Consider the following 25,697-nt stretch of genomic DNA (forward strand, 5'->3'; position numbering starts at 1 on the left):
TATTCGCTTTTACTTCCCCAAAGTTAGGAAAGATAAGAACACCTCGTACCGGCGAATCGGGAATAGGTGGAAGAAGTAAAGAAGCACAAACAAACAAACAACTAATAATCAGAAATATAAGTAGAAGAAGAGAAAGGCAGAAAGTGGATTCAAAAAAACGGTTTGACGTATTGTCAGCGTATCTGCATCAGCCGTATTTCAAAGTCCTCGCGCGAAATGCGGGCCTTGTTCTTCACTTTGGCACGGTAATTATAGATGGTGTTTACAGAATAACGGAGGAATTCTGCAATCTGCGAACTGTCGTCGATGCCCAGACGAATCAAGGCGAAAATGCGGAGTTCCGTATTCAGCAACTCGCCTTTACGGAGCACGATGCGTTCTTCGGGCTGCAGCAAGTCATTGAATTTATCGACAAAATCGGGGAAAAGGTGCAAGAAGGCAGTATCAAAGTTATCATAGAGTTCCTTCAGTCCGGTGTCCAGCACCTCACGGGAACGCACCATCTTCAGCAGCTCTTCCATCTGCCCGGCAGAGATTTTCTTGTTGACCATCCGCCGGTAGGTATCCAGCCGGTTGATATAAACGGAGCAGAGATTCATGAAACGGCCCACATACTCCTCCTTGATGTTGTTTGAGAGTTGCAGTTGCTCGTTGGCATGCTCCAGTTTGTTCCGTGCGGCAGAGAGTCGCTGCATCTGCCGGTAGATAAAGCCCACTGCCACCACCAACAGCACAATCAAAGTGCTGATGAGCCAGAGGTACAGCCGGAGCCGGTCATTCTGCTTCTCGCGCATGGCCTGATAAGTGAGGTCTATCAGTGAAAGGATGCCGGCAGTCTGGAGGCTGCGGCTACGGGCGTTGTATCGGTTGGTTTCGTCCCACGAGAAACGGATGTAACGGTAGGCATGCTCCATATCCCCTTCCTCATAAAGAAGTTCCGCCAGGTTCCAGAGTGAGGCATGGTCTGTGATGCTCAGGCGAATATCGGTCAGTGCCGACAAAGCCAGATAGCGCTTCTCCTCCTCCCGGTTCCCGAGCCGTCGGTAGAGCAATGAGCGCTGATAGGTCACCAGCGCATATTCGGGAGTATTGGGCTTGGCATGTGCCAGACGCGTATCATTGATGCTCAAGGCTTCGTCCGGATGGCCTGCAGCGGCCTCCCGCGCCTCTCTTCGTTCCAGGTAGAGGGAGGATGAAGGCAGAAGTACCTGCATCAAAGAATCGTCATAATGGGTAGCCAAAGCCTGATAATGCTTCTTGAAAGAATCGTCCAGCGTATAGAAACTCAGTTCTGTGTAAAGTTTATGACAGGCATTGTAATAGTCCGGCAGCAGATGGGAGGGAAGGGAAGCTTTGTCCGTCTGCCTCAAGAGTTCGGCAGCCTCCTCGTACATACCTGCCGAAGCCATCAGGTGGGCAAGCTCCAGCCTTGTTTCGAGTACCGCATCCTGCCGGCCATAACGCTCTGCCCAATCCAGATTGACACGAAGATAATGGATGGCCGAATCGCAGATATATGTCTTATACTCTTTATAGATTTCCCCATTCCATCGAAAAAAAGAGATATTGGCGGTATCGGTATCCAGCACTTGGCGCTTCAGCCGGGCAATGCGTCCTTCACGCACGGCGACATAGTGCCGGTGCGCCTCGATAGCCTCATCCAAAGAGGACGTCAGCGCAGTAAAAGAGGGCGTGCCGGCAGCAAAAACCACACTTTGCCATACCACGACGGCAAGAAAACAAAAAGTGAACAATCTCCTTTCCATGACCATAAAGTTCATGCAAATATAGCAAGAAATCCTGCAAAGCAGTAGCATCGGAAAAAATAGTTTCCTATATTTGCGTTCTAAACCCCCAAACAAATTATCTATCATGAAAAGCTTAACACCCCAACGGATTGCCGCGGTAGACGTATTCCGCGCACTCACCATGTTCTTCATGCTCTTTGTCAACGACATTCCCGGACTGAAAAACGTCCCCCACTGGCTGATGCATGCCAGGATGGACGAAGACATGATGGGATTCTCCGACACCATCTTCCCCGCTTTCCTTTTCTGTATGGGCATGTCCGTATCCTTTGCCATACAAAACCGGTACAAAAAGGGAGACAACACCCTGCAAGTCGTGGCCCATATCTTCTGGCGGACAGTGGCGCTGATTGCCATGGGACTGTTTTCACTGAACAGCGGAGGCATCGAAGGCGGTCTATCGCACCAATGGTTTTCCATCCTGATGGTCATCGGTTTCTTCCTCACCTGGGGGGTATATCCCAAAGCGGAAGGAACGAAAAAGACCCTTTTCACTGCAATGAAAACAGCAGGCGTGCTGCTGCTCGCCTTCCTCGTCATCTACAAGGACATGAACGGGAAACCGTTCCAGATAAGCTGGTGGGGCATCCTCGGACTTATCGGCTGGACGTATGCGGTATGTGCAGGCATCTATCTGTTCACCCGGGAAAGCCTGCGGAAGAATGCCATTGCCTGGTTCGTGGTCGTATTGCTTGCCGTAGTCAGCCATTCAGACTTGATACCTGGAGAGTACGGCAGCCGGATTATCCTGCTTCCCTTTATCCCGAGTGACTGGACGCTGCATGCCTTCGGTATGTCCGGCGTATTGACCTCCCTGCTCATGCAGCGTTATGCCGACCGGGAACGGCCGGGACGATTCATCGGCATGCTTTGTGCCCTCGGCGTAGGAATGCTTGTCCTTGCCCTCGTCTCACACCCGTTCTGGATTATATCCAAAATACAAGCCACGCCGACATGGTTGTTCTACTGCCTAGCCATGTTCTTCCCGCTGTTCGGTTTCTTCTACTGGCTGACGGACGTGAAAGGCAAGACCAACTGGTTCGATATCATCAAACCTGCAGGTACGGCAACGCTGACCTGCTATATTATCCCTTACATCTGGTATGCTGTCCAGCAACTGCTGCATCTGCACTATCCCGAGGCATTGGGAAGCGGTGTACCGGGACTGCTCAAGTCCCTCGTGTTCTCGCTTGTCATTGTGGGGCTGACCGGCCTGCTGGTGAAAGGCAAGATTAAACTGAAAGTATAATGTTGAAAGTTCAGACACCCAACGGTGACAACAAGGTGCTGCTGCATTCGTGCTGCGCACCTTGTTCTTCCGCCATCATCGAGTGCATGCTGGCCAACGGCATACGCCCGACCGTATTCTACTGCAATCCCAACATCTATCCGCAGGCAGAATATGAGACAAGGAAAAACGAGGCTATCCGTTTCGTAACCTCCAAAAACATCGATTTCATCGATGCAGACTATGATTATGCACACTGGTTACATACCATGCAGGGCCTGGAGCATGAACCGGAACGCGGCAGCCGCTGCCTGAAGTGCTTCACTCTGCGCCTGACAGAAACAGCCCGCTACGCTTCCGAGCATGGTTTCTCCGTATTCACTACCACCCTTGCCTCTTCGCGCTGGAAAAGCCTGGAACAAATCAATGAAGCAGGACGCCGTGCCGCCGCACTCTATCCGGGCACCCTCTTCTGGGAACAGAATTGGCGGAAGGGCGGGCTCCAGGAGCGACGCAACCAACTGCTGAAAGAGTATGATTTCTATAACCAGCAGTATTGCGGCTGTGAATTCAGCATGCAACGACTGGAAAAGAATAAATAAAAACTAAAGAAAACATGAAGAAACTGACTTTTACATTACTCATCACTCCGACAGCGGTATACCTCTTTTCTGTTCCCTGCAATGCTAAGTGAAGAGCCAAACACGTAGTTTTCATCGGTCTTGATGGCTGGGGTGCCTACAATGAGGCCCTAAGACTCCCGAACTTCAGTCACGTGTATTGAACCATCATAGCATATTTCCTACCATCTTCATCGTTACTGCCAACCACGGAGGCATTGAAAACGGCCATGGCAACAAGACCATGCAGGAAATGCAGGCTCCGGAAAGAACATTAAGAAAGGAGGCGAATTCCACGAAAGCATGATGCAGTATGACGTTGCCTCCACCATTGTCCACATCCTCGGACTGAAACAGCCACAAGTATGGATAAGACGTCCTATGTTGCAGGTTTTCAAATAAAAAAAGCGATCAGCGATAAATGAGCGTCGAAAGATAGTCCTCGGCAAACATCTCGTTTGCCACCTCCAACAGAGCTTCCGAAGTGAGCTGTTCAATGCGATGGAACACGGCTTCGGAAGTTTCGCATTTATTATAATGCAGGAAAGTCTTGCCCATGCCCAACGCATTGTTCTCATTATTATCCGAAGCTACACCGATTTGTCCGATAAGTTGCTTCTTGGCAGCCGCAAGCTGCGAGGAAGTCATCCGGACATCACGCAAGCGTTTCAATTCCTTATATACCAGGCAGGTGCAGTAGTCCAAATCTGCAGGGTCGCAACCGAAGTAGATGCAGAAAGTTCCCGTATCGGTATAGGAAGTCAAGTTGGATTCTACGTTATAGACCAGCCCACGACGTTCACGGAGAGAAACGTTCAATCGGCTGTTCATGCCCGGGCCACCCAAAACATTGTTCAGCAGGTAAAGTGCGGTGCGCTTGTCATCGTATGCATTATATCCCCGGCTGCCAATCATGACATGTGCCTGGTGAGTATCCTTATGCACTACAAGATGCTCGGGTACATAGAGGGGCGGTGGCGTACGGCGGTTGTCCACTGCCATGGCAGGTATATCCGCGAGGAGTTTTTCCGCCCAGCGCACCACCTGCCTAAAGTCCAGATTGCCCAGAACAAAAAAGACCATATTGCCGGGATGGTAGAAGCGAGAAGTGAATGCAGCGGCATCCTCACTGCGAAACAGCTTCAGTTGCCCGGGATTGCCCAGAATGTTGCGTCCCAGGGGATGCCCTCTGAATATCAAGTCTTCGAAATCATCGAAGATGAGCTCGGAAGGGTTGTCTTCGTAGGATTGTATCTCGTCGATAATCACCTCCGTCTCCTTCTCGATTTCGCGTTGCGGGAAAGTGGAGTGGAATACAATATCCGTTAACAATTCGAAGGCACGGCCGAAATGCTCGGTCAGGAAAGCAGAGTAAATCACCGTCTCTTCCTTGTTGGTGTAGGCGTTAAGGTCTCCGCCCACATTCTCCATACGGTTCAGGATATGCCATGCCTTACGCTTGGCGGTACCTTTAAATATAAGGTGCTCCACAAAATGCGCCATACCTTGCTCGTTTTCAAGCTCATCGCGCGTACCCGCATCTACAGCAAAACCACAATAAGCCACCTTGGAGACTGAAGGTTCATGAATGATGCGCAAGCCGTTGGACAAAATATGTTGGTTGAAAGCCGACGGTAAATTCTCTTTTAACTTCTTCATTCTGACGTTTCAAACTATTTGAGGCGACAAAAATACAATAAAACTTATTGCCGTTTATAGAAAATTGCAGATATTTGCATATTGCTATAATGTGCTAATGTGATTAATGTGCTAATATGCCAATGACCATGCGGCATCACAGCGCAGCCAATTAGCACATTAGCATATTAGCACATTAAATACATTAAGAGTATGATTGCATCCATTCAAGAGCTTTTGCAGAAAGAGGCACAAGCCGTACTGAACATTCCAGTGACGGACGCTTATGAAAGAGCTGTAGAACTCATCGTAGAACAAGTGCACCGCAAAAAAGGGAAACTGGTAACTTCGGGTATGGGCAAGGCCGGACAAATAGCCATGAACATCGCTACTACCTTCTGCTCCACCGGTATTCCGTCCGTTTTCCTGCACCCCAGCGAAGCACAGCACGGTGACCTCGGCATCCTTCAGGGGAATGATCTGTTGCTACTCATCTCCAATTCGGGCAAAACTCGTGAAATCGTGGAGCTGACACAGTTGGCACATAACCTAAGTCCGGAACTGAAGTTTATCGTCATCACCGGAAACCCTGATAGCCCCCTGGCACACGAATCCGATGTATGCCTCAGCACCGGGAACCCCCAAGAAGTATGCGTATTGGGCATGACGCCCACGACTTCAACCACTGCCATGACCGTCATCGGTGACATTTTGGTTGTACAGACCATGAAAGAAACTGGATTCACCATTGAAGACTACTCCAAGCGCCATCACGGTGGTTACCTCGGAGAAAAATCAAGATCGCTATGCGTAAAGTAATAGGTATCGGAGAAACCATACTAGACATCATATTCCGTGGCGAACAGCCCACAGTAGCTGTCCCAGGCGGTTCAGTATTCAACGGCATCGTCTCGCTGGGACGTATCGGCGTTCCCATTTGCTTTATCAGTGAAACAGGCAATGATCACGTGGGCAATATCATACTCAACTTCATGCGCGAGAACAATATCCCCACAGACCATGTTAATGTCTTCCCTGACGGGAAATCCCCCGTATCACTCGCTTTCCTTAACGACCGGAGTGATGCGGAATACATCTTCTATAAAGATTACCCCAAACAACGATTAGATATAGAGTATCCACAAATTCAAGAGGACGACATCGTTATAATAGGGTCTTATTATGCCTTAAACCCCGTATTGCGCGACAAAGTATTAGAACTGCTGGAACGCGCACACGACATGCATGCCATTATCTATTACGACCCCAATTTCCGTTCGTCCCATAAAGAGGAGGCCATCAAGCTGGCTCCCACCATCATCGAAAATCTAGAATACGCCAACATTGTACGCGGCTCGCAAGAGGATTTCTTCTATATGTGGGGCCTGCAGGAGGCTGACAAGATATACAAAGACAAAGTAAAGTTCTACTGCCGTAACTTCCTCTGTACTGCCGGCGCAGAGCAGGTATCATTGCGCACCGACACGATTTCCAAGGAATATTCCATTCCTCCGTTAGAAGCGGTCAGTACCATCGGTGCAGGAGATAATTTCAACGCAGGCATCATCTTCGGGCTGCTGAAACATAATGTACGCTACAAGGACCTCGATACCATGGACGAAGCTACTTGGGACCAAGTTATCCAATGCGGCATTGAGTTTGCCGCTGAGGTATGCAAAAGTTTCAACAACTCCGTTTCAAAGGAATTTGCAGAGAAGCACAGATAATTTTAAAGTTCAAAAAAGAAATATAAAAGCCTGACATTGACGTTACCCTCTGTGGATAAATTACATATATTTGTGATTAACGACATCAGAGAGGTTACGAATTATGTATAGGAATTTATTGAACTTGCTTGTTTTGGCAGTGCTGCTCCCTTCTTGTAGCGGCACTGCCCCTCACATTTCCGTTGTATGCGAAGAAAACAATGTGGGCAACTGCATTGTGAAATGGGAAATGGCCCCTCTTATCAAAGGGAATGTTAAAGTATATGCCTCGACTAACCCGGAGGACATCCCCGAAGACGTTCCTATTGCCATTGCCAACATCTCCGATCTGAAGATGACCGTCATCACTACCGACCCTACACAGCGATACTACTACATGCTTGTATTCGGTGACAAATACCGGGTAAAGATTGCCACCCGCAACATCAATATCCCCGGCATACAGAACTTCCGCGACTTGGGAGGCTATACGTCCTATCCTACCCAAAAGAAAGTACATTGGGGCATGCTATATCGCTCTGCCGAAATAGACAAATTGGAACCGTGCTCGCGCAAGGAGCTCAAGAATATAGGAATAAGGACTATCATCGACCTGCGCTCATTCGATGAAGCACACAGACAAAGCCCCTTGCAGCAAGAATTCAAAGTGGTGCACATCCCTATTCCTACTGGTGATATGGAGCATATCCTGAAAGGTGTGCAGGAGCGGACAATCAAGAGTGATACCGTCCACCGGATAGTGGAGCGAATGAACCGCGAGCTCATCAGCAACTATACTAAAGAATACCGTCAGATTTTCGATATCCTACTGGATAAGAACAATTATCCCCTCATAATCCATTGCTCTTCAGGCAAAGGGCGCACAGGCATTGTATCGGCGCTTGTGCTTGCCTCCCTTGGAGTGGGCGAAGACATCATCATGGAAGACTACCGCCTCAGCAACGACTACTTCAACATCCCGGCTGCCTCTCGGTACGCTTACCAGCTTCCGGCACGTTCGCAAGAGGCTATCACCACCATATTCTCAGCACGCGCAGATTTCCTAAATGCCGCCATCGAAGAAATGGAACGAAGGTATGGAGATACCGACACCTACCTGCAAAGAGGCATCGGCCTGACGAAAGAAGAAAGAAAGAGACTACAAGACATTCTTTTAGTAGATAATTGACAATGCATAATGGATAATCAGTAGTCAATAAAAAACGATTTTATCATGTAATTACATAATTATCAACCATCAATTATCAAATATCCATTGAAAAGCACTATCTTTGCGTCCGAAATATAAAGATATACAAAAGATTTAATGAAGACATTTGAAGAGCTCGGTGTGTCGCCGGAGATACGCCGCGCCATCGAAGAAATGGGTTACGAGCAGCCCATGCCGGTACAAGAGGAAGTAATTCCATACCTTTTAGGAGAAAACAATGATGTAGTAGCACTGGCACAAACTGGAACAGGAAAAACCGCAGCGTTCGGTCTGCCGCTCATACAGAAGATTAACGTCAACAACCGAATTCCCCAATCACTTATTCTCTGCCCTACCCGTGAACTTTGTTTGCAGATAGCCGGCGATTTGAACGATTACTCCAAATACATTGATGGCTTACGGGTATTGCCCGTATATGGCGGTTCGTCCATTGAAAGCCAGATACGTGCCCTGAAACGGGGTGTACACATCATCGTAGCCACACCAGGACGACTGCTGGATCTGATGGAACGCAAAACCGTGTCCCTCGCCACCATACAGAACGTGGTTATGGACGAAGCGGACGAAATGCTGAACATGGGATTCACGGACAGCATCAACGCTATTCTTGCCGACGTTCCGCAAGAGCGCAATACCTTGCTGTTCTCCGCTACCATGAGCCCGGAAATCGCACGCATTTCCAAGAAGTACCTGCGCGATGCCAAAGAAATCACCATCGGGCGCAAAAATGAAAGCACCAGCAACGTGAAACACGTAGCCTTCTGTGTACATGCCAAAGACAAGTATGCTGCCCTGAAGCGTATTGTGGACTACTATCCGCAGATATACGGCATCATCTTCTGCCGTACCCGCAAAGAAACGCAGGAAATAGCTGACAAGTTGATGCAGGAAGGCTATAATGCCGACTCGCTGCACGGCGAACTGAGTCAAGCGCAGCGTGACGCCGTGATGCAGAAGTTCCGCATCCGCAACCTACAACTGCTGGTTGCCACGGACGTTGCCGCACGCGGCCTCGATGTGGACGACCTAACCCACGTCATCAACTACGGATTGCCCGATGACACCGAAAGTTATACCCACCGCAGCGGCCGTACGGGACGTGCTGGAAAAACCGGGACTTCCATCGCCATTATCAACCTGCGCGAGAAAGGCAAGATGCGCGAGATTGAGCGCATCATCGGCAAGAAATTCATTGCAGGCGAAATGCCTACCGGCAAACAGATATGCGAAAAACAACTGCTCAAAGTGATAGACGACCTTGAAAAAGTGAAAGTAAACGAGGAGGAAATCGCTGACTTTATGACTGATATCTACCGCAAGCTGGACTGGCTAAGTAAGGAAGATTTGATTAAGCGGATGGTTTCGCATGAATTCAACCGTTTTCTAGACTACTACCGCGACCGTGAAGAGATAGAGACAGCAACCGGCAGTGAACGCGGAACAAGAAACGGTGAGCGGAGTGAACACCGAAGCAGTGGCAATCATCAAGCCGAACCGGGCTACAAACGCCTATTCATAAATCTGGGCAAAATGGACAACTTTTTTCCCAGTGAGCTTATCAGCCTGCTGAACAAAAACACCCGTGGACGCATTGAGCTAGGACGCATCGACTTGATGCAGAAATTCTCTTTCTTCGAAGTAGAGGAAAAAGAAGCCAACAATGTAATGAAAGCCTTGAACCGTACCAACTGGAACGGTCGCAAAGTATCTGTAGAGATTGCCGGAGACGAAGGTAAGAATGTCCCGAAAGGCAGACGCACGGGTACAGCCGGAAGCTATGGAAAAAAAGATTCCGACGGCAAGAAGCGCAGCAACAAGGAAGACGGCAAACGGAACGATGCTGCCAGCAGACGTAGAGACAGAGCCGAAAACCCTGCAAACGACAAGAAGAAAGGCAAGCCCAGCCGCGAGGAACGCGGTTATACCAAAGCCCGTGGCAAAAAAGACGATTGGAAACAGTTCTTTCAAGGCAGCAATGACTTCAAGAACCCAGAACCTGACTTCAGTGAAGAAGGCTGGGCAAAACGGACACCGAAAAAGACAATGAGATAGAGGTTGTTATACTTAATTTGCATAAAAGATGAGGAGCGCAGTACATAGCCAATAAAAATTTCATCAATGATAGTATTGCGCGTGTTGTATAAACATTAGGCTGGAACTGCGGAGTAATACGTTACGTGTAGATGGTGGCCGTTACTCCCGGTTACCGTTTACTCAATATGAACCTTATCAATGTAGTTGTCAATGCGAACAAAAAACTCTTTAACAAACTTGATCAAACCCGTGGCGAATGTGTAAGAATCGAAAATCTGGACGTTGAAGAAGATACCCTTCAACCAACAGCAACGAGGTACACACAAAGGAATCATTCTTCTTTGAATAATTAGCTACCGTCTGTTCCAATTCTGATAAACGGTGATTGATAGAATATCCATTCTTTTCAAGCATGAATATCTTATTTCCCATATATCCTACACAAAAAGATAGGGAAATAGAGTGCAAGTCTCCTTATCTTCCAAAATACCTTTCTCTTTTAAAATTTTATACAACTGTCCTACGGATTTGGTTCCCATACCAGGAAGTCTGCACAGCGCATCAAACCCATTATATTTTATAAACCGTAAAAGATCCTCAAGTTGGCAGATATTGTATTTTCTAAGTGCACGTAAAGTCCTGAAATTTATATCCAGATTTCCTAAAGGTGTAGCCAGCAGGTGCACATATTCCGATGGAACATCCTGTTCCCTTACAACTATCACTACATTCTTTAAATTCTGTCCAGCATCCTCTTGGGAATGTGCCAGCAAAGCCTCATAATTCCGGCATCTGATATATAAACGGTCCAATTCCTTTTTCCATTCAGAATAGGGCTTCCATTCCAAGCGAACCTGCCTACCCGCTTTCTTATACATATATGCCAGATTTCTGGGAGAAATATTTGTTCTCCTGGAGACAGCCGATACGTCTCCCCCGATAGAAAGGGAGTAAAAAATATCTCGAATCCGAGCATCCTTTATCACTTCTGCCATTTCCTTAACAATCTCCTTGTAGACAGATATACAGATCTTCGGTAATTCCACATAAGAAAGATCTGTTTGCCCAACGGACAGATCTGCATTCGAATATTCCATAATTCCTCCGTTATAATGCAATTATAAAAATCTGTTTATTCTTTATTTTTTTCTCTCAACTTGGAAGGGGATATCCCGTATATTCTCCGGCAGTATGCCGTAAACTGGGAGGGCGAGCTAAAACCTAACTTATCGGATATTTCCTGAAAGGAAAGTTCCGGATCACTAATCATGTCCAACATCTGTTCTGCCTTTTTCCTCTGCATCCATTTATAGGGACTTTCCCCGAAGCTGGAGTGAAATTTTCTGCTGAAGGAACGCTCGGAAACATAATATAAATCAGCGAATTCCTTGACAGAGTTCACCCTCTTATAGTTCTCCATAACAAATTTCTCAAAATGCCGCCGAATACCAGTCGATGCGGAAAAAAACGCCGATAGTTCTTTCTTTGTATAGAAGCCCTTCAGCACCAAGAGCAGCTCCTGCTGTTTCAGCAAATGCATATGTTTGCAAAGCAGCCTTGCCTCCAGATACGTTCCAACAGAATTCAGTACTTTAACAAGAGGTTTCCTGATGGGAAGAATAAAATTATCAGCCGTTTGCTCCTTACCTCTGACAGACAACGAGCCCAAAAACAATTTGTCGCACACACTCACATTCTTGTCCCAAAATAAAAGCATGCATCTCGAACCGATTATAGACTTCATCCGGGTTCCTATGCCTTGCGGAATAAACACCATCTGGTTTTGTAAAATCCGCAAACCTTTATATTTACCCAAATCAAAAATCACCTCCCCTTCAATCATAAAAAGAGTACATGATGACCTGCTGTTATCAATCCGATATACCTCATTCTCCTCCAGCTGCTGACAAGAAAATCCCACGTCCGAATTCATCTGGTAATTCAGGCAAGATAAATGTTCATTCAGATATAGCAATTTCATGTTTTTTGTTTTTTATTACAACAAAAATTAAAGCACGTCTGTTTTTAACAAAATGGACAATTTATTAATTGAAACAGACAAATTTAACATACAAGATGTATGCTGATTAATCAATCAACCTCTGATTTTGACAATCCCTTAGATATAAAGGTTTACATACAGGTCACTAAAATAGGATTCATCATGATATATATTTGAGTCCCTCCCAATACTATATAAAAGTAATACGAAACAAGACTCTCGCAACTTCCACATCATGAATATGTGGCTTATACAAAAAACACCGGAATGTCTCAAAACAAAAGTATATGAGAAACTTTCTTGTCATTTTTTATGTCCCGTGCAAGTTTTCGTCTGCACGGGATATAACTTATTGGGGTAAATATTTCTCATAATCATCCTTTACATCTGGATCGACGACTGGACGTACGGAATAAGTCATGCAACGCCTGTAAACAGCGCTTGTATTAGAAGTAGGCGCCCAACCGGCAGGACCTCCAGTGGAATTAAGCAGATAACGCCCTGCATGAGTATCGCTTCTGGCTTGTGCCACGGCGAAAATGACTTCATTACCCCCAGACTTGCCATCTGTAAAACTGCCGTCATAAATACTTCCAGGCAGCGGTGTGTTAAGGCCGGAACGACTTGCATAATAATATGCAAACCTCAAAGTTACAGCCTCTTTCTGCGACATAATCCGGAATCCGTAAGGAGAAGGGTCAAATACGGTTTTCCCGCCTACATCCTCCGGATTCCCTGTCTGGGAAGGCTGGTTCCATGGATATAGAAACACCCAGCGACCATTGAAATAATTAACCAGCCCATGCGGGAAACATTCATACTGCCAGAAACTTTGATGGGAGACGATAGCGTTTGGATGTTCGATGCTCTGTTTCATCGTAAGAGCAGCCCCTCTCGCTTGCTGAGCATCTGTTTTTCCATAATCCACATCATTTCCTCTCTGTTCCCAAAGGAAATCAAATAGCTTGCCACTGCCGTCATAAAAGTTTTTATTGACACGAATATCATGTGCCGGGAACGGGTCTTTCCTGCCCCATTGATATTGCATACCAAATTCCCTATATGCATCTGCACTATACTGTGATTGGACCCTTTCGTATGCTCCCAACAGATGCGACATCAATTGAACCGTTTTCGGACCATCACCTCCCTGACTCGCAACATCCAAGACTGTCGGATACTTGTCAACAATCCAGATATGCCAGGACCAGAGTGTCGGATTCCCCTTGATCTTTCCAGATTTAATTTCTATCAACACATTTCCCGGAGTCTGCCCTGGCTTGACATAAATATATGATCCCGGACCGGAACCTCCCTGTTCGGACAATTCACTGAGTCCCGCTTTTTCTATATCATTATGTCCGCCAGCCTCTTTAATGTCCGTCCACACGATATTGACTCTCCAATCATCATCTGCATCCAACTTATTCAACATGAAATCCTCTTTGCTACCGGGAAGTCCCTGCTTATCACTTAAAACAGCGTCATGATCCAGAAGCTTTTTGTAATACTCATAGGCAGTATTTACCCGGGAAACAGGAATAAAGATCCCTTGCTTTGCTCCCGCTTTAAGCATATATGTATTCGCTTCAGGCTGCACAATTCCGGAAACCAGCTCCAACTCAAATTCTCTTTCCGGAAAAAGACCATCAGGGGAATAAATCTTGAATTTCGCCTTACCGGAGTAAAGACGCGGAGACGCCATATCGTCAACAGCTATGAAAGGCACAGGTTTTCCCGAAAGGGAAGGATCCTTCTCATAGAAAAGCATAAAGTCTTCTATCACATTACCAGCATTGTTGTCAGACAAAGCCGAAACCAACTCAATTTTGTATTCGCTGTTGGCTTTGACATAATATTGTTTCTGTTTGCCATCCATCAGATAGATACTGTTACTAGATACCAGCAATGACTGATGCAGGAATTTGTCAAAGAAGGGGATGGCATTATATTCCTTCTGCAGGAGGCTGAGTTTCCCCGACGCACTTTTGCCGGTTCCCACATGTGTGACGGTCAAAGTATAAGTGGTATTGAAATTATCGAAATACTCCGTATTTCCTGTAATGTCGGGAGCCGTCACCGTGTACTTCCATATTCCCCCGGCAAGTTGACCCGCTTTCTCTATCTTGAACGGATTGGCAGCTTCAGCATGGGAAACGGGTTCCAAATCATGCGGTTCTGTCTTTACATAGAAAGTAACCCTGGCACCTGCCTCTTCTGCCGTAAGCGTCTGCCCGTCTTTCGTTATCACCTTATCTGCCTGCCCATAGCTCTCGCCATACTGATTGACCTCAATAAACTCCAGCGGCCGGCTGCAGGCCTCGTCCGCAAAAATCTGTAAGGTGACATTGATATCCTTAGACTGTTCAAAGCCAAGAAACCATTTCATACGCCCCGCCTTCACATAAGCGGCTTTCAGCGCATCCTGGGCATCTTCCGGCTTTTCCGGCCACATTCGGGATGCATCCACATGTTCTGTGACCGTAAAGGTCACGGTTTTCTCATCGGTCGGTGCGGTCTTATCTGGATCCGAAGGTTTTATAGAATAACCGATCCATGCAGGCAGTCCCTCTATCGTGAACCCCTCCGGCCAAGAAGTCTGCACTTTTGCCGTTAGGCTGCCTCCCTCCCTATAAAAAGTGAAATGGTCAGCGCTGACTCCCAGCATATATTGCCCGTCATACAATACATCAGACATCATGGACTCATTCCATACCACAACATTATACATGATGTTGGCGGCCGGTCCTTTCCTAGCATCCTCTTCCGTATCGAATCCCGGACCACCTACAGCCTTGATATTCACCAGATAACGGTGATTACGCAACAAGGGAAGGTACTCGTATGTCGCATCAGCCTCGGCTCCAGTACGTTTCAGGTAGTCTATCCGGAAGAAAGTTTCCTTGTCAGGACGGCTCTTATCTGCACCGGTCAGTCCGACAACGATATAAGGACGTTTCAAGTAATTTTCCGTATTATTCTCAGGAAGAGTTTCTCCGTTGGCTCCTTGCGTGGCAGCCGTCGGCGCATTGACCGCCTCCGGAACATATACCTCACGTAACAAGATTTTCTCATCCACTATGGAAGATGTTCTATCAATCTTTCCTGTCACAGCCGGAGCCGGATCAGGAATAGAAGGCTGTTTCGCCTTTCTATTGGCCTCATCCCAGTAAATCCCGTTCTCGAACGGGGAGACCCGTCCCGTCGTATTGGTATTATAAAAAAACACTTTAGTCAGCGTTATCCCTTCAATCCCCCCGGCTTTCTCGTCGAATGTAGAGGCCCCTTCCGACATGTTGCTCAAGTTAAGCCCCACGTCCACACGTGCTACGGCACGGACCAGATAGACAGTTCCAAGTTTGGGAACAGCACCGGCACTGTGATCCACCCTGACCGGGTCCGAGACACCCCACATCGGCAACTCCCCGTCTTTCCATACCCCCTTGTCCGGCATGGAGAAAGTGAAAAGTTGCATGACTTCCTCCCGTGTCTTTCCAGCCAGTCCGTCTGCGTCTGTATTAGCTGACCGGGTGACATTGGCCAGCATCACGAATGTACTGGTATCGCCTGAAGGAGTATTTTTCGCCAACAAGGTCATGGTACCCTTGCCTTTCTTGTCAGCCGGATTACCGGAAGGAATATAGGAGGTCACTTTGGCCTCATATGAAAACTTGTTGTCCTTGTCAAACACAAGTACCCTAATCCTCTCCGCTGCCGTGGAATTCTCCCCCTCCGGTGTAAGGGACCGTGTCAGGGGATTTCGAAGACCAAGTCCTTCGACAGACATGCTGACAGACGTCCAGCCGTCCCTGACAGGCATTTCTGTCCCGCCGTTTCCATACTCATCGAAGGGATCACTGCACCCTTGCACGAGAGGGATTCCCATAGATATCGCCAGAAAAGCGACTATCAAAGTGTAATGTTTGATTCTCATATGTATCTATTCTTTAAACTGTTTTTCTTCGTGATGGCATGACTGGTCATACCTTGTTACCAAGGAATAGCCACCTCCGTATCCTTCCATTCGTCCACAACTATGTCATATTCCATGTTTCCGGGTCCTTTCAGTGTGGCGAAGACACGGTAAATCGTATTACGCCGGATATTGTAATAACCCTTGTCATTCTCGGAAAGATCCGGATTATAGAGCTCGATCCTATACTGCTTATCGAGGTTTTCCATCAGATAATCGATAGATAAGACCAAGGCCAGCGCCCCCTCTTTTCCTTTACCATAGACCCCCGGAGCCACATAAATATAATTAGGTGCCTCTCCCGTATATGGAAGCAGTCTCTCTTTACATTTGGCCACAAAAGCGGATTCTCCGGGGCCCTCGTTGGCGCCTTCATGGAAACTGGGCCTTTCCGGTAGCAATAGGGGATCTTCCATATAGTTGACTCCTCTGATATCTGGGTCACCATTCCCAGTGGCGGTGTATTCCCCGACGGAAGGAAGGACGGAATAACCGCTGGTCTCATTGTTCAGAGAGAGTTTCGTCACTCTGGAAAACGGCAATAAAGGAGACAAGTAGTTTCCCCCGTTATCAACCGTAGTAAGAATAAACTCGACACGGGCATGCATACGTTCCAGAAGTATGCAGGGTGAAAGGGTTACTCTATTATTACCGCTCGTATTGTACGGAACGCGGAAGTTGCATTGGCCTACCATGGGAAGGTACTTCCGGTTTTCTCCTTTTAGATCGTCAGATGTGAAAATTTCGGTTTTCTCTGTCAGCCGTTTAGGATCAGGAATTGTATGTTCCTCCCGGATCTTTTTCAATCCAGACTCGCAATTGACCAGTAAAACAAAAGTATAATTACCACCAGTCAGCTCCAGATCCAGGACAATATCGAAATCCCCTGCATTCACCCCACCCATCTCTCTCATCTCAAAACGGTCAATTCCAGTTACATCTGCCAGCGGATTGGCCGTTCCTTGGGGATAATAGAAAAGGACTTTTTCCAAGGAGTTCCCGATGTTCTTGTAAGCAAAAAGGAGGATATGCTTGACAGTTTTCTCGTATTCTTCTGCACCAATATAGTCCTCCTTCCATTCTCCAAATAAATGTGCAGAAGCTTCTGCCGCCCGGGAAGTAACGGCCCCCCTATTCATTTCCGCTACAATCCGGATGGGAACATCTGGAATGGCTTTTTCCATCTCTTCCGCATCAGACGAACATCCGGTCAATTGTACAATCGCTACGCAGACCACCGTCAACAGCCTCATCACAATTCCGTATTTCATTATCTATCGTTTTTTGTTAATAATCTCAAATCCTTTCTGATATCACACGGAGCATTTGTCTTAAACCTATCCTGACATGATATCAGTTTTCCAATTCTATAGGACGGGAAATGACATTCCAATCCAGAACAGTAGCTTGTACCAGCATCCATGTATCCTTCTCATATTTGAGTTTCAGGGTTATGGGAAAATCATGGTCACATTCTAGACTATACGGCGGCTCACCCGCATCTCCCTGGAACATAATGATGTCATCCACCAGATTTGCTGTATAAAGAATCTCCCCGGTTGTCTTATCAATCAGGGATACGAGTGCGTTCCTGCCCTCTTCCAGTTTCATCAGCGTGAAATCCGCTTTCAATGCCCCTCCAGTGTCACGTACGGCTTGGGTTACATACTCAAAGCGTTCGCAAAGAGCGATCTGACCGTTGAAATCATACACACCGTTGTCATCTTCTATCCTGATAACAAATTCCTCGTCCATGAGGAAAGAAGAACCTATAAAGCTGATTGTGAAGTGTATCCGGTATGTCAATTCCCGCATATTGAAAGTCACCCGCTCGTACACACTCCCCATATCCTCTCGGTTCTCCAGCGATACAGAGGCGAGACCGACATACAGCGATCCGGGGACTGAAGTAGTCCGTCTGTCTTTCAGCCGCAGTGCGACCCGCATTTCCCCCTTGGTAGTAACGCCTTCTTGAAAATCTGAAAAATCATAAGACTCTAGGTCACTGCCACCCCATGCGACAAATGTAAGTTTTCCAGTATGCTGTAATGTGGCAGACAAGGAATAATCCGCTGAAAGGAGTACTTTCTTGTCGGAAAATTCGCCTACCAGCACGCCATTGGCATCAAAGGCAAATACCCGGACCTGCCTGATATCTGACGGATAATTGGGAAATTGTTCGCAAGGGGTTTGCCTATAAAAATGAAAACTGACACCTTGCGGACAACTGACCAAGTCATCAAATACGGCAAAATCACATCCTATAAGACAGTAAGCCGATAACAAGATAAATGCGACAGCATGTACGCTTCTAAATCTCATTTGATATAGTTTATGTTGGGATTATTTAATAGTTTGAAGTCAAACTTTTAGGTTATTGGAGAGGGAAGGGAAAAAATCCACATCCCTCTCTAAAATTGTGTAAGAAATTGTTTGCTGAATTTATCAACTGTTTAATAGTAATATTACTCAAGAATAACATCACGTGAGACAAGGTTCCACTGGAGCACTTTAGCCTCGACACGCATGTAGGTCTCTTCTTTCTCGATATCCGGATTTTCCGGATTTGTCGGTTCATCCTTATCATCAGGTTTTGGCAAATACGGATCTTTAGGATCAGAAGGATCCCATGGCATACCCAATCCCTGGAAAGACTTGATTGTCAACAGATAGGTATTATTACGGCGTGTGTCAGCGTTCACAATCGACTTTCCATCAGCGGTAATAGTCTGACGGTTCCATAACGCACGATATGCACATTTTCCACTTGTATAGGTATAAGCTTTTTGGTCCGGGCTCCACTTACTTTTCTTTGCGGCTTCTTTGCTGGCATAGATAAGACCGTCATCTTCTCCCCGATAGAACGTTGTTCCTTTTGCATAATTATCCATTTTAACCAATGTTTTTCCATCATCATCAAGCTTCCATACTTCATTAGGGATATAAGTTACATAAACCTTGGCATAAGGTAGACGATAGTAACCGTAATTTTTATTTTCAGCTGTAAGCGCTTCCTTTTTTACAGAATTTTCCAAAAAATAAATACCTGCTACATTTTTAGCAGTATTAACATTTTCTGCAACGCCTTTAGCTGCATACATACCAAGATCATTCCGCTGTGGATTGTCCTTCGACAGAAGATTCCCCAAACGGATCAAATTTTCTTTAGCTGAACCTTCCGGTTCTTTGGCCGCCTTAAAATCGGTATATCCATCAATGGCTGATGCAAAGCCATCGTAAAGGCCATCGGCATCTCCAATTGTACGCTTTCCCGCATGGTTACGGAAAAGGTATGTCTTTGCGGCACCGTTGATGGCAGTATACTTGATGTCGGCAAGATCAACCGTTCCTTTTTTATCTGCGGTTGCTTCTTCCAAAGCAGCATCCTTCGCGACCAATCCTTGTGCCACGATACGCTCCACATCAAAGGAGAATACATTTTGAGCCTCACTTGTACCCGTTTTGGCAGCATCCTCGGTAATGCCGGGAACAATAGTTTTCTGCTCAGCTCTCGAAGTCATGACAAACTTGTTGTCTGTGGCGAGAGCGGCAATATTGTCTACTGCGGCAGCTGTACTACCATATGTCTGATCCGCGGCTGTTGCAATATCAGCGGAAAGGGCACCCTTGTTAAACAACAACGCCATGGCTTGAGGGCCGGAATTCGTTTTCCATGGAGCGACCTTAAATGTACCGGCTGTTTGCGTTTCCCAAAACTTGCCTGTCTCATCAGCTGTCTCTCCTAACGTCCATGCTTGTGGGCGGACATTTGAGAGAAGCTGTAAATCTGTAAGCTTACTCTCTTCCGTTCTTCCTCCGTAATCTTCCTGATTGTCATTCACTGCTCTGGTTGAGACATCCTTCATGGTGGAAATGTACATTCCCACAAATGTTGTTCCCTCACCCAGATTGTTTACCGGAGGGACATCCTCATTATTACAAGCTGTCATGCCCAGACTTAGGGCTACAACCCCTGCTAAAAATAAATTGTTTACTTTCATAACTTAAACTGTTTAGTAAATAAATAATTTAATTATTAATACATTAAATGCTTTTTTCATTCGTTAACCCCATCATACAAGTAAGGAATTTTCATTCCAAAGGTTCCATATCTTTTTTCAGCAATTCCTCCGCCTTCCGCCAGTCACCTTTCATATTGTGGGCAATTGCCATAGGATAAACAGAACGGCTGTCACTCTTTATTGTGTCCAATATCATCAGAGCCTTGTCCGCATCCTTTTCATACTTTAAAAGCGCATTGGCATAGTTAAGTGTCACCAACGGATCAGGTGCAAACTGCTCATAAGCCTTCCTATATATATTTACCGGATTTTTTCCTTGTTCAGTATACAGTTGTGCCAGTCTACACATCTCGTACAAGCTCAGGCACCCGGGAACGGTAATAAACATTTCCTCCAGTTCGTCATCCATATAGGGACGTACATCGAAGCTCATGCGGAAGACAGTGCGGCGCAGGACAGGATAAACCGTGGATAGCAAATCAGTATAGACTTTTCCCCCATTCAGAGAACGGATAGCTGTTTCACGGGCCACATCCGTATCATGTCTCCCGATGGCAGACAAAACCTCATTCTTATAGTCCAAAGTAGATGCTTTTATGATATTTCTCAAACCTTCCCAGTCTTCGCCAGCTCCTTCTATTCTATATACGGAAGCACTCTTGAGCTGCGGATACTTGCTCAACACATGAGAGGAAAGCGCATGAGTACGGCATTCCGACAAATGTCTATTATAGTTGGATTCGCCTTCGGGAGAGGCGTACCCGGTGATGTGCACCTCACGGAGGCGAGCCCCTTTTATCCGGAGTTCCCTGGACACAAAGCTGTCCAGACGGGCCAGTTCTTCCCGGTTTTTACCGAAGCCTAGAAGAAGTTCGTGCCGTGCAGATTTAAAAGTGACCTTACAGTCAAACTCTTCCTCGTAACATTTTGTCTCCACCTTTTCAGGAATATAAAAATTATATTCGTAGTCTTCCGGTTCGAAAAGATCTATCCCGGTCACCGACATGTTCGTTTGACTCACGCCTCTGCCGCACTCAGCGCATCCGTACATCTCCTCACGGAGAGAGAGATATCCGGATGCCATCCAGCGCTCAAAAGACAATGCTTCCCGAACAGAAATTCCAGTCCCCTTCAAATCTCCGGCCTTGCGGATATCCTTCACTGGAACTGATGTATCCGGATTACCACCCAGAGTCTCTCTACGGATAACGGCCTTATATCTTTTCCTTCCAGATATACACAAGGGAAGGAAATCAGTTTTGATTTTGCCGTCAGAGGAGACCAAGGAAGGATAGATATAGACAATCTCCTGGGCACCCAACCGCTTGACAGATCCTGCTATATTGAAAGAGGCAGTAAACACTTTCCCGTCCGTACTACGTCCGACTTTCAGATCTGTATATTCCAGACGGGGATTCCCTCCCCTGACAACTTTATTCCCTGCTTGTCCTGCCAGTGGCAAGCAGTATACATATCCCATAACAGAGAGTATTCCTATATAATAATCTATCGGTCTCATTAATTACGTTTTTTATGTTTATATACGCGACTCGTCATTCATTTGATCATATAGACTATCGAAACTGCAAGCTTTGTAGGTCCCAGATAATCGGCTTTCCCCTTGCCTATCTTTTTCCCGCAAGAAGTACATCTGAATTTGTCATATTTAACACGTGCATAGCCCACTCCCAAAGATGCCTCCACACTGAATCTGCTGGACAGTATCCAATGATAGCCTGCACTGACACCACCACCGTAAAAATATCCCTCGTAACGGTGCCCTTTCATTTCTCTGGAATGGTTCTGAATGATAAAAGGAATATTTATACCCGCCACATTCATTTGGCCTCCGTGGGTATGAATGCCCCAAAATAAGCCGTTGAATGTTTCACAAGTCCAATATCTTACCTCCGGTTGTACAAGCCAATGACTCCATTTCCTTGTCTTATAACGATTTGCCGTGGCATCATTCTCATAAAAGAAAAAATTCATACCCACCTGAGCGTCCAGAGTCCATTTCTTTCCTAGGGAGAACTCTACTGAAAGATTGGGTGTTAGCAAGGCGTCATAGGCAAGGTTGTTTTTCAACGCAACCTTTTGTGAGAAGGTCTGCAGGCTGGACAGCAGGAAGAAAAAAAAACATACTTGTTTCATATTGTCACTGATAGTTTTACTAGGAAAAACATACTTGTTTTATGATGTTAACTTTGATAATGCAAAATTATGAATATACAACCATGTTTTTGTTATGAATATTAGACATAGAATTACGCAAAACAGTCTTTTAATCCATACAATGTATGCCATTAAGACAATAATAGGGTATATACTCTTTTTCAAAATATTACCAGAAATATGGCGGGACAGTTAGCACCCACCTTACGAAGAAAAAAGGATTGAAAGTCATCCATTCCAGCGTAATGTTCATCGGTTGTATTTCTCCTTGTCCGGAATCCAGCTGTCTATCAAATCCCTATGCTTATCCATCCACTGGCGTACAGCTCTTGTCTCGGTCTCACGGGTTTCCTCTATGGTCCGCATCAAAGAGCTGATCTCGGTATCGGACAGATGGATGTTTCCCAAAAGGGCGGCAACGAACGGATGCTCCTTACTGAATCCTTTCCTGGCAATGGAATGGATTTGCTCGGCCTCCCCATAAACGTTTTTCGAATCTTCCAGCACTCTCAGACAGAAGCGATCAAACATCCAGTGCGGGGTCCATCCGGTCACAACGATCCATTCCTTCTTGTCGATAGCCTTCTTCAGCAATGCCGTCATGGCGGGACCGCTGGAGATCATGAGCTTGTAGTCCAGACCGTATTCAGGGATGGCTTTCTCCGTGCATTTCATGATACCGGTACCCGCATCAATTCCCACGATCTCTCCGGAAAACCGTCCGGTATGACCGCCCAGCTCCTCTATCATATGGACTGGGACATATTCGGGCACCACAAGACCGATACGGGCACTGTCGTATATCTGCCCGAGGATTTCCAGTTTACCATTGTATTTCCGGAAATAATCGGCATGGGTCACCGGCAGCCAGCTGTCCATGAACACGTCTGTCTTACCTCTTGCCAACGAAGTGAATATGGGAGCTATGTCCGCATTCAAAAGTTCTATTCTGTATCCTTGCTCCGAGAGAATCTCCTTGGCCAGATAGGTGACCGCTATCCCTTCGGCCCAGTTCGCATAGGCTATACGGATTTTCTTGTCAGAAATGTTACCGCATGAGAAGAATATCGTAACAGCCAACAAGACTGTGAAAAATTTCGTTTTGTTTCTCATAATCATTCTGTCTTTCATTATATGTTCTACTCCTTCTATTTTTTTCGTGCTATTCCCTGTGTGATCCGATCAAGCACGATAGCCAGTATTACAACGGCAATCCCTCCTTCGAATCCCATGCCAATCTTCATCTGCGTGATACCTTTCAATACTATTTCCCCCAAACCTCCAGCTGATATCATAGCAGCTACCACTACCATAGAGAGAGACATCATGATGGTCTGGTTGACACCGGCAAGAATAGTCGGCAACGCCAGCGGTAATTGTACCTTGTAGAGCAGCTGCCAAGAAGTGGCTCCAAAAGACCGGGCGGCCTCCACCACATTTTTCGGCACCTGGCAGATACCCAATGCGGTGAGCCTTGCTACCGGAGGCATGGCGAAAATGATCGTGGCAAAGGCTCCCGGCACCGTTCCCAGCCCGAAAAAGAGCACTGCCGGTATCAGATAGACAAAGGCCGGCATAGTCTGCATACAATCAAGTACCGGCTGCAGGACTTTGTTGCAGCGTCCGCTGCTCGCCATCCAGATCCCCAGAGGGATTCCCAGCAGCAATGCCATACCGGTGGAGGAAAGTACCAGAGCCAGGGTCTGCATGGTCTCCTCCCAGAGTCCCATCCCGTAGACGAGTGACAGCCCTAGGAGGGTGAATCCCCCCGTCTCCCTGCCACTCTTGTATAACGCCAGGAAAGTGAGTGTTACGATGGTTATGTAAAAAGGTATCTCGAGCAGGATACACAGTATCCCGTCAATAACGCCTTCCACTCCCAGACTCAGCAGGTCAAAAAATGATGCGCCGTGCTCGGTCAACCATTCCACGGCCATTTCTATATATTCTCCTATCTTTATCATAATTTTATTGCGTTTTGAATGATTTCATTGATTTCTTTCTTGTCTTTTCCCGTCACCTCAATAATGAGTGACGAGAGCGGTACCATCCCTTCAAACTCACGTCGCTCATTAACTACCCAGATGGGCGAGTTGGTCTTCGTCATCAAGGGAAGTATATCCTCCACCACAGTGTCACTTAATACGGAATGTACCTCTTTCTTTATCACAGAGTCTATATTCAGGATATGCTCCTTACGCAACCAGAGAAGATCTTCCAGGCGAACCTCACCTACCAGTATACCATCCGGGTCCACTACAGGCAACACGGTTGTCTTCCGTTCTCTCATCTTTCGAGTCAGAACCTCCGGCCCTTCTTTTCCCAACCTTGCCACCATAGGCTTGTCCACCATAATGGAGGCGGCAGTGACAATCCTACTGCGGTCCACATTCTCTACAAAACACCTCACATACTCATTGGCGGGGGTGGTCAGAATCTCCTCGGAAGTGCCGGTTTGCTGTATCTCCCCATCACGCATGATGGCGATACGGTCACCCAACTTGACAGCCTCCTCCAAGTCGTGTGTGATAAATACGATGGTCTTTTTCATCTTTGACTGCAAGGCCAGCAGCTCGTCCTGCATCTGTACCCGTATCAGCGGGTCCAGCGCTGAGAAGGCCTCGTCCATCAGCAGAACTTCCGGATCGTTGGCCAGAGCACGTGCCAGTCCCACTCGTTGCTGCATGCCTCCAGACAGCTCACTGACCATCAGGTCGGCATATCCGTCTAGCCCGACCAAACGCATGCTTTCTGCTGCCTTTAATTCACGTTCCCTCTTCTCCACCCCTTGCAACTCAAGTCCGAAAGCGATATTTTGCAATACAGTATAATGGGGCAGCAGTCCGAAATGCTGGAATACCATCGCCAATTCCTTCCGGCGCAGGGAACGCAACCGCTCCATCGGTATTCCAGCGATGTCCTCACCGTTGATCAGAATCTCGCCGGAGGTAGGCCTATTCAACCGGTTGATACATCTGAGCAGACTTGACTTTCCGCTTCCCGAAAGTCCCATGATCACAAATATCTCACCCTCCCGGACAGAGAGGCTGGCATTGTTCACGGCAATCGTACATCCAGTCTCCTTCAATATCTCATTTTTACTCTTTCCTTTTTTCAGCATTCTGAAAGCCTTGTTTTTTTCAGAACCGAAAATCAAATACAAATTCCTGATCTCAACTTTGTTCTTATCCATAATTCTTTAAAACCTCAAATCCGCAACTAAGCTCTTCAGCGTCCTTCTTGCGTCTAAACGTCCTCTC

At 46.6% G+C, this 25,697-nt stretch carries 19 protein-coding genes and 1 pseudogene; 7 read left to right on the forward strand and 13 right to left on the reverse strand.

Annotation, left to right across the window (positions count from 1 at the left end; all coding sequences use genetic code 11):
- Positions 1 to 173 precede the first annotated feature (173 nt).
- Positions 174 to 1,817, reverse strand: a complete 1,644-nt coding sequence (locus DWY57_RS11080) for a DUF6377 domain-containing protein (protein ID WP_117599856.1) — start codon at positions 1,815 to 1,817, stop codon at positions 174 to 176.
- Positions 1,818 to 1,872: 55 nt separating this feature from the next.
- Here DWY57_RS11080 and DWY57_RS11085 point away from each other — a divergent pair, with 55 nt between their 5' ends.
- From DWY57_RS11085 to DWY57_RS21610, 3 genes and pseudogenes are all read left to right on the forward strand, one after another.
- Entirely contained in the window at positions 1,873 to 3,057 is a 1,185-nt protein-coding gene (locus DWY57_RS11085) for a DUF5009 domain-containing protein (RefSeq protein WP_117964305.1), read from the forward strand.
- A complete protein-coding gene (locus DWY57_RS11090) occupies positions 3,057 to 3,638 on the forward strand; it encodes an epoxyqueuosine reductase QueH (protein ID WP_117599858.1) in 582 nt (193 codons plus the stop codon). The genes DWY57_RS11085 and DWY57_RS11090 overlap by 1 nt, the downstream gene beginning before the upstream one ends.
- 14 nt (positions 3,639 to 3,652) lie before the next feature.
- A pseudogene (locus tag DWY57_RS21610) lies at positions 3,653 to 4,058 on the forward strand (hypothetical protein).
- Positions 4,059 to 4,067: 9 nt separating this feature from the next.
- On the opposite strand, the gene DWY57_RS11100 reads toward DWY57_RS21610, so the two are convergent.
- A complete protein-coding gene (locus tag DWY57_RS11100) occupies positions 4,068 to 5,315 on the reverse strand; it encodes a pitrilysin family protein (protein WP_119961755.1) in 1,248 nt (415 codons plus the stop codon).
- A 192-nt stretch (positions 5,316 to 5,507) separates the two neighbouring features.
- Between DWY57_RS11100 and DWY57_RS11105 the strand changes: the two genes are divergently transcribed.
- The 4 genes from DWY57_RS11105 to DWY57_RS11120 all read left to right on the forward strand — a co-directional run bounded on the left by DWY57_RS11105 (position 5,508) and on the right by DWY57_RS11120 (position 10,283).
- Positions 5,508 to 6,113, forward strand: a complete 606-nt coding sequence (locus DWY57_RS11105) for an SIS domain-containing protein (RefSeq protein WP_117599860.1) — start codon at positions 5,508 to 5,510, stop codon at positions 6,111 to 6,113.
- Positions 6,101 to 7,021 carry a carbohydrate kinase gene (locus tag DWY57_RS11110; protein WP_119961756.1) on the forward strand — a complete coding sequence of 307 codons (921 nt, stop codon included), beginning with the start codon at positions 6,101 to 6,103 and terminating at the stop codon, positions 7,019 to 7,021. Before DWY57_RS11105 ends, DWY57_RS11110 begins: the two co-directional genes overlap by 13 nt.
- Positions 7,022 to 7,124: 103 nt before the next feature.
- Positions 7,125 to 8,189: a tyrosine-protein phosphatase gene (locus tag DWY57_RS11115; RefSeq protein WP_117599862.1), complete on the forward strand. Its 1,065-nt coding sequence runs from the start codon at positions 7,125 to 7,127 to the stop codon at positions 8,187 to 8,189.
- A gap of 138 nt (positions 8,190 to 8,327) precedes the next feature.
- Entirely contained in the window at positions 8,328 to 10,283 is a 1,956-nt protein-coding gene (locus DWY57_RS11120; RefSeq protein ID WP_119961757.1) for a DEAD/DEAH box helicase, read from the forward strand.
- Between the two features lie 419 nt (positions 10,284 to 10,702).
- Here DWY57_RS11120 and DWY57_RS11125 read toward each other — a convergent pair whose 3' ends face one another.
- The 11 genes from DWY57_RS11125 to DWY57_RS11175 form a co-directional block, all read right to left on the reverse strand.
- Positions 10,703 to 11,362, reverse strand: a complete 660-nt coding sequence (locus DWY57_RS11125) for a hypothetical protein (RefSeq protein WP_117599864.1) — start codon at positions 11,360 to 11,362, stop codon at positions 10,703 to 10,705.
- Between the two features lie 35 nt (positions 11,363 to 11,397).
- Positions 11,398 to 12,246 (reverse strand): helix-turn-helix transcriptional regulator, encoded by an 849-nt coding sequence (locus tag DWY57_RS11130; protein ID WP_119961758.1) that lies wholly within the window; start codon positions 12,244 to 12,246, stop codon positions 11,398 to 11,400.
- Positions 12,247 to 12,616: 370 nt separating this feature from the next.
- Complete coding sequence (locus DWY57_RS11135) at positions 12,617 to 16,201, reverse strand: hypothetical protein (RefSeq protein WP_119961759.1); 3,585 nt, start codon at positions 16,199 to 16,201, stop codon at positions 12,617 to 12,619.
- Between the two features lie 56 nt (positions 16,202 to 16,257).
- A complete protein-coding gene (locus DWY57_RS11140) occupies positions 16,258 to 17,511 on the reverse strand; it encodes a hypothetical protein (protein ID WP_117964311.1) in 1,254 nt (417 codons plus the stop codon).
- Between the two features lie 82 nt (positions 17,512 to 17,593).
- Entirely contained in the window at positions 17,594 to 18,562 is a 969-nt protein-coding gene (locus tag DWY57_RS11145; RefSeq protein ID WP_117599868.1) for a FimB/Mfa2 family fimbrial subunit, read from the reverse strand.
- A gap of 143 nt (positions 18,563 to 18,705) precedes the next feature.
- The gene (locus DWY57_RS11150) at positions 18,706 to 20,241 is read right to left on the reverse strand and encodes an Mfa1 family fimbria major subunit (RefSeq protein ID WP_117599869.1); all 1,536 of its coding nucleotides are present in this window, start codon (positions 20,239 to 20,241) and stop codon (positions 18,706 to 18,708) included.
- A gap of 91 nt (positions 20,242 to 20,332) precedes the next feature.
- Positions 20,333 to 21,781 carry a hypothetical protein gene (locus tag DWY57_RS11155; protein WP_119961760.1) on the reverse strand — a complete coding sequence of 483 codons (1,449 nt, stop codon included), beginning with the start codon at positions 21,779 to 21,781 and terminating at the stop codon, positions 20,333 to 20,335.
- A 38-nt stretch (positions 21,782 to 21,819) separates the two neighbouring features.
- Positions 21,820 to 22,416, reverse strand: coding sequence for a DUF3575 domain-containing protein (locus DWY57_RS11160; protein ID WP_117599871.1), 597 nt, complete (start codon positions 22,414 to 22,416; stop codon positions 21,820 to 21,822).
- 270 nt (positions 22,417 to 22,686) lie between these two features.
- The gene (locus tag DWY57_RS11165) at positions 22,687 to 23,550 is read right to left on the reverse strand and encodes a glycine betaine ABC transporter substrate-binding protein (protein ID WP_117599967.1); all 864 of its coding nucleotides are present in this window, start codon (positions 23,548 to 23,550) and stop codon (positions 22,687 to 22,689) included.
- 35 nt (positions 23,551 to 23,585) lie between these two features.
- Positions 23,586 to 24,401 carry a proline/glycine betaine ABC transporter permease gene (locus DWY57_RS11170; RefSeq protein ID WP_117599872.1) on the reverse strand — a complete coding sequence of 272 codons (816 nt, stop codon included), beginning with the start codon at positions 24,399 to 24,401 and terminating at the stop codon, positions 23,586 to 23,588.
- Positions 24,398 to 25,630 carry a glycine betaine/L-proline ABC transporter ATP-binding protein gene (locus DWY57_RS11175; protein ID WP_117599873.1) on the reverse strand — a complete coding sequence of 411 codons (1,233 nt, stop codon included), beginning with the start codon at positions 25,628 to 25,630 and terminating at the stop codon, positions 24,398 to 24,400. The genes DWY57_RS11170 and DWY57_RS11175 overlap by 4 nt, the downstream gene beginning before the upstream one ends.
- Positions 25,631 to 25,697 lie beyond the last annotated feature (67 nt).

It is taken from the genome of Bacteroides sp. AF25-5LB (assembly GCF_003602965.1).
Classification (GTDB): Bacteria; Bacteroidota; Bacteroidia; order Bacteroidales; family Bacteroidaceae; genus Bacteroides; species Bacteroides uniformis.